At 36.7% G+C, this 5082-nt stretch carries 3 protein-coding genes; 1 reads left to right on the top strand and 2 read right to left on the bottom strand.

What is annotated here, in order from left to right:
• Positions 1–56: 56 nt before the first annotated feature.
• Positions 57–980: a GNAT family N-acetyltransferase gene (locus CKF54_RS02065; RefSeq protein ID WP_119524626.1), complete on the bottom strand. Its 924-nt coding sequence runs from the start codon at positions 978–980 to the stop codon at positions 57–59.
• Position 981: 1 nt separating this feature from the next.
• Positions 982–2109 (bottom strand): 3-dehydroquinate synthase, encoded by a 1128-nt coding sequence (gene aroB, locus CKF54_RS02060; protein WP_119524625.1) that lies wholly within the window; start codon positions 2107–2109, stop codon positions 982–984.
• 142 nt (positions 2110–2251) lie between these two features.
• Here aroB and CKF54_RS02055 point away from each other — a divergent pair, with 142 nt between their 5' ends.
• Positions 2252–4612, top strand: coding sequence for a hypothetical protein (locus CKF54_RS02055; RefSeq protein WP_119524624.1), 2361 nt, complete (start codon positions 2252–2254; stop codon positions 4610–4612).
• Positions 4613–5082: the final 470 nt, after the last annotated feature.

Below are 5082 nucleotides of genomic sequence, written 5' to 3'. Positions count from 1 at the left end.
TATCATTTGCGGAATTCAGGATTAATGGTGAATTTTCAAATTAGTGACAAAAGCATCTACTTTTGTTCTTGTTCTGTAGTGTTTTCGTCAGTTGAATATTGCGTTTGAGCTGCAGTCTGTTGATCATCAAAGTCCACTTCATCGTTGAGACTAAGTACTTCCTCAACTACTTCTTTACCTTTAGCAGAGAACTCTTCAATAGCTCGCGCTTTGCTTTGCTCTACTAAACGAGAAACAGCGCTATGCGCTTCGGCATGATTGAGGTTTTCTCTTGCTTGTTTAGTAACTTCAGCAAGCTCTTCAACATTTAACTCTAAATCAAATGGTTGAATAGTTAAACCTTCGCTTAAAGTTAAGCGTTCGTTAATTAACTCGTTTTGTTGAATAAAGTCATCAGGTAAAACATAGCTGTACAGTAAGTGACTTTTACCATGATATTTACGTAACTCACCTTCGAACTTAGCGTTTAGTTTAAGGGCAACATTGCGCGAAGCAGTGTTTTCTTTATCAACGATAATACTAAAGCGTTGAATATTATCATGAGTATAAGTAATTGCACATAGAGCTTGCGCTGCCTCGTGCATAAAGTTACGTCCAGTTGCTTTTTCAAAAAGATAGTAGCCTAGACTAGCATTACCTGGAGAGTTATCTCCAACTAAAAAAGTAATGTCTTTTAAACTAATTGAACCTACAATTTCTTTTTTAAAAGAGCTATTGTTGACGCGAATGGCGTAGTTTCTTACAGTGTTTTTACGAAAGAGTTCTTCTGATCTTTCTAAATGTTGGGCAAAGCTATCTTTAGTAACAACTCTTGCCCATGGTAAGAATTTTGCTAAAAATGTTTGGTTTTCTTGAATAGAAGACCACATTTGACTAAAGTGTTCTGGAGTTAATGGCTCTAAACTAATTTCTGGGTTAACTAAAATAGTGCCATCTTCTTTTAAGCTTGGATAAGATATGGATGAGAGAAATTCTTTCATATTAATTCCTATAAGCGTCAATAATCTGCGTGATAGTTTGCGGGCTTACATGTTTTTCTACATAAGCTTGTCCTAGACTGGCAAACAATACTAAAACAATTTGATTAGCTAGGTTTTTCTTATCTCTTGCCATATATTTTAAGAATGCTTGCGCATCCATATTCTCAGGGATATGAATTGGTAAGTTAGCAGCTTGTAAAAGATTTTTTACGCGAGCTAAGTCGTCTGCAGTAAAGTTTAATCCCTCTTGCCCTTGCTCAATTAATTTAAGAGTAGTTAGAGCTGCAAGTACCATACCGGTACTAATTGCTTCCCCATGTAACCAGTTGCCATAACCTTGATGAGCTTCGATTGCGTGCCCATAAGTATGTCCAAGGTTAAGTAACGCACGTACACCAGCTTCTTTTTCGTCTTCAGCGACAACTTTAGCTTTGAATTCACAACAACGGGCAATGGTGTAAGCTAAGGTTGTTGGATCTTTTGCCAGAAGTAATGGTAAATGCTCTTCTAAATAAGTAATAAACTCTTTCGAGAAGATAAAGCCGTATTTGATTACTTCAGCTAGACCTGCAGAAAGTTCACGTGCTGGTAAGGTTTTTAATACTTCGAGGTCAACGATAACGTTACATGGTTGGTGGAAAGCACCAATCATATTTTTCCCTAGTTTGTGGTTAATTGCTGTTTTACCGCCAATAGATGAGTCTACTTGTGCTAATAAAGTAGTAGGGATTTGTAAAAACTCAATTCCTCTTTGGTAAGTGGCAGCTGCATAACCAGCAAGGTCACCAATTACTCCACCACCAAAGGCAATAATTAATGAACGACGCGAATAGTTATGTTCGAGTAAAGTAGTGTAAATTTGTTCTAAGTAAGGTGAAGTTTTTGCTTCTTCACTATCAATAACTTCAACAACATTTAATTTTGCGCACATTGAGCCTAGACCTTCTAGTAGAGAGTCTAAATGATATTGCGCAACTGTTGGATTAGTGACAATTAAAACCTCACGTCCTTGGCAATAAGGGGTAAAAGAACTTGCTTGGTTTAAAAGGTTGCTTCCAATTACAATGTCGTATGATTTATTATCTGGTAAAGCTACATGTACCTGATCTAAAATTTTAGCTATTGTCATATAAAAATAATTGTTATCTTACTTAAAAGTTATTTTAACTTATATTTTACTACTGATTGAGATAATTTTTAAAAATTAATATATTGCCTAATGGCGTATAATATAGGGGTAAGAAAAAAGTGAGATTATAGAGGTTTTTAGGATGCGTTTAAGTAAACTTTGGGCATTAGCTTTAATAGCATTAACAGCGGGACAAAGCTGGGGAGAACAAGGTAATTCTCTGCAATTTAATCCAGAGAGTAACTTTGTGGTTAAAAGAATTAAAGTTGGTGAGCAAATTATGAATGTGCGTGCTTATGAAGGAGTTAGCTATGTCGCTAATCCTGTGAGCGCTACTTACCAAACTTTAAATATTTACATTCCACAAGCTTATATTGAAGCTAAGGAGTTAAACGAGTACACGCGTTTAACCGCTCCAATCCTAGTTATAAGTGCGATTGATAACTTTAAAGCAGTGTTTCCTGAAAAGTTAATGGCGCAAATTGTTGGACAAAGTCCTTCACCACAAACCAAAACAAATCAAGCACAAACTCCAGAATCAAACAATAGTTCTACTGACGAACAAACTTCGCAAACTGCACAAGCGCAAGCAGAGCAAAAAGAAGCTAAACAGCAAGCCGAACCAGCTCAACAAGAAAGAGAAGCTAATGCTTCTACAGTAGCAGAAGCTTCTACAGCAGAAGAAGCTTCAGCTATGCAGAGTAATGAAGAGCAGCAAGTTTTTCTTTCTGAAGAAGCCCTCAAACAGAGATTAGCTAATCCACAAAATACGGAAGAGCCTCTAGTAGTAAAACTTGACGGTAAAGGTTACATCGTATTTGGCACTAGTCACAATCTAACTTTACCAGAGCTAAATCTGTCTACGAGTAAAGAAGTAGTAAACCAAATTGGTAATCTTGTACAAGTAGCTCGAGATGGTTTTACCAGTCTTGGCGAAAAAGTTAGTTCAGGTATCCGTAATGTGCAACGTACTCTTGAGGGAACACCTAAAACTGATGCTCCTGTAGCGCAAGCAGAAAAAGTTGAACAAGAGGTTGCACAATTAGATCAAGAAGACCTTACAGAGACTAAAGAGTTTATTGCTCAAGCCCTAGCCCACGGTTATGTTGTAGTAACAGTAGGGAGTCGTGGCTTCGAACTAGAGAATGAACAAAAAGAATTTGTAGGTAAAACTCCAGCTAGTTTAGTTGATTTAAAAGCTGCTATTAAGTACATTAAAGCTAACGGTAACGTAATTCAAGGTAACCCAGAGCGTATTGTGGTACTTGCTAACCACGGTGGTGCTAATGTCGGTGCTTTAGTTGGCTTAAATCAGGACGACAGTTTATATCAAGAAGATTTTGCTAATCTAGGAGTTGCTCAAGCAAATAGTCAAGTGCATGCGGTAGCTATGTACTCTCCTCACTTAAACCTCTCGAGTGCCGATATGGCTTATGAATGGGGCTATAGTAATGTTCAAGAAGTGCAAGCAAGACCAATTCCGGGGATGCTTGGTTTATCGCGTGCAATAGATTTAACTGCAGAGCAATTAGAGCAAAGTCAAGTTTTACAACGTGAGTTTGTGACTTATGTGAACTCTTTAAATTTAGGAGGAAGTAAAACTCCTTATACTCTTAATGAAGACGGTACTGGAAGTTTTAGAGAGCTAGTTGAGCAACTTTTACTTCTAGAAGCTAAGGATACCTTAGTAAATAATCCACAACTGGATTTAACTGATTACCCTTGGTTAACAGTTGAAAATGGTAAAGTAGTTAAAGTTGATAGCTATCTTTATCAAGCTGAAGTTGGCAGAACTAAGTTTCCTTGGTCATTCGATAAGTTAGATTTAGATTCTCCGTATAACCGTTTATTTGGTGATCAGAAAGTTGCAGCAAGACATTTTGCTTGGTCTTACTTACGAGATGAATATTTTGCCCAACAGCAAGAGCAAGAAAGACAAGTAGAGCAAGAAGCTCAAGATGTTGCCAAGGCAAGCGAGCAAACTTCTGCGCCAGAGATTGCTCAACAAAATAATGAGCAGGATAACAGTAAGCAAGAAGTTAAAGAAGAGAAAGTTAAAGAGCAAAACTTTGTTGCTCCTTTAGCTTTAGTAAATAACTTTAATCCAAGTTATCACCTAGCTAACTTAGACAAGGCTACGGCAGCTAATTTAACCAAATACTGGTGGATCAGACAGGGAACTTTTGATAGTTCTTACCCGATTGCTTTACCTGTTATTTTTGCGCAACAATTAACTGATGCTGGTTTAGTTGTTGATTTCCAATTTGCATGGAACCAAGCATCGAATATTAACTACGCTACTGCCGAACTATTTGCTTGGATTGATAGTATTAGCCAAGCAAGTGCTTTACAAAGAACAGGAGTAGCAATTTTAGATTCATTCCAACGTTTAACAGATGCTTTTAAAGGTAGTAAAGAAACTTCTCAGAATCAGGAGAATTTACAAGATCCAGAAGTGGACAAGAAAGCTGATCCAGAAAAAAGTCCAGCAAAAGCGCCATAAGGATTCACAAGTAAATTTAAACAGAGATTTTGATAAGTAGAAATTTAAGCATTAGTTGTAAGAGGTAGGTCGAAGTACGACTTGCCTCTTTTCTTTTGTCTTGCTTGTTATTTGAATTTGAGTGTAATGCTTATTCTTGAAAGTTATGCTTATGTGCTTATGTTAGGAGGAATTTTATAGGAGAAAGCTAGTAAGCATTAGTAGGCATAAGTCGGCATAATGTAAGAAGTTGGAGAGAAGTTGTAAAGAAACTAAAGGGAATAAAAAGGATTAAAAATCCAAGAGCTAATTGTTATAAAAAATAAATTACAAAGCAGTGTGGGTCACTAAAGAAAGTTAAGAGAACTGTCGTAAGTAATAAATTACTAATTTCTTTATATAGGGATTCCCGAAATTGATCATTTTCTCCTAAATAAATTACTAAATAACATTAGGTTACGTCGATTTCTAGCAGGGCAGACTGCCCTTCT

This window comes from Psittacicella hinzii (assembly GCF_003585885.1).
Taxonomy (GTDB): domain Bacteria; phylum Pseudomonadota; class Gammaproteobacteria; order Enterobacterales; family Psittacicellaceae; genus Psittacicella.
This window is presented reverse-complemented; position numbering and strand designations above follow the sequence as displayed.

Bases quoted from the DNA above. Each gene is read 5' to 3' on its own strand.
- CKF54_RS02065 (WP_119524626.1), bottom strand. From the start codon at position 980: ATGAAAGAATTTCTCTCATCCATATCTTATCCAAGCTTAAAAGAAGAT.
- aroB (WP_119524625.1), bottom strand. From the start codon at position 2,109: ATGACAATAGCTAAAATTTTAGATCAGGTACATGTAGCTTTACCAGAT.
- CKF54_RS02055 (WP_119524624.1), top strand. From the start codon at position 2,252: ATGCGTTTAAGTAAACTTTGGGCATTAGCTTTAATAGCATTAACAGCG.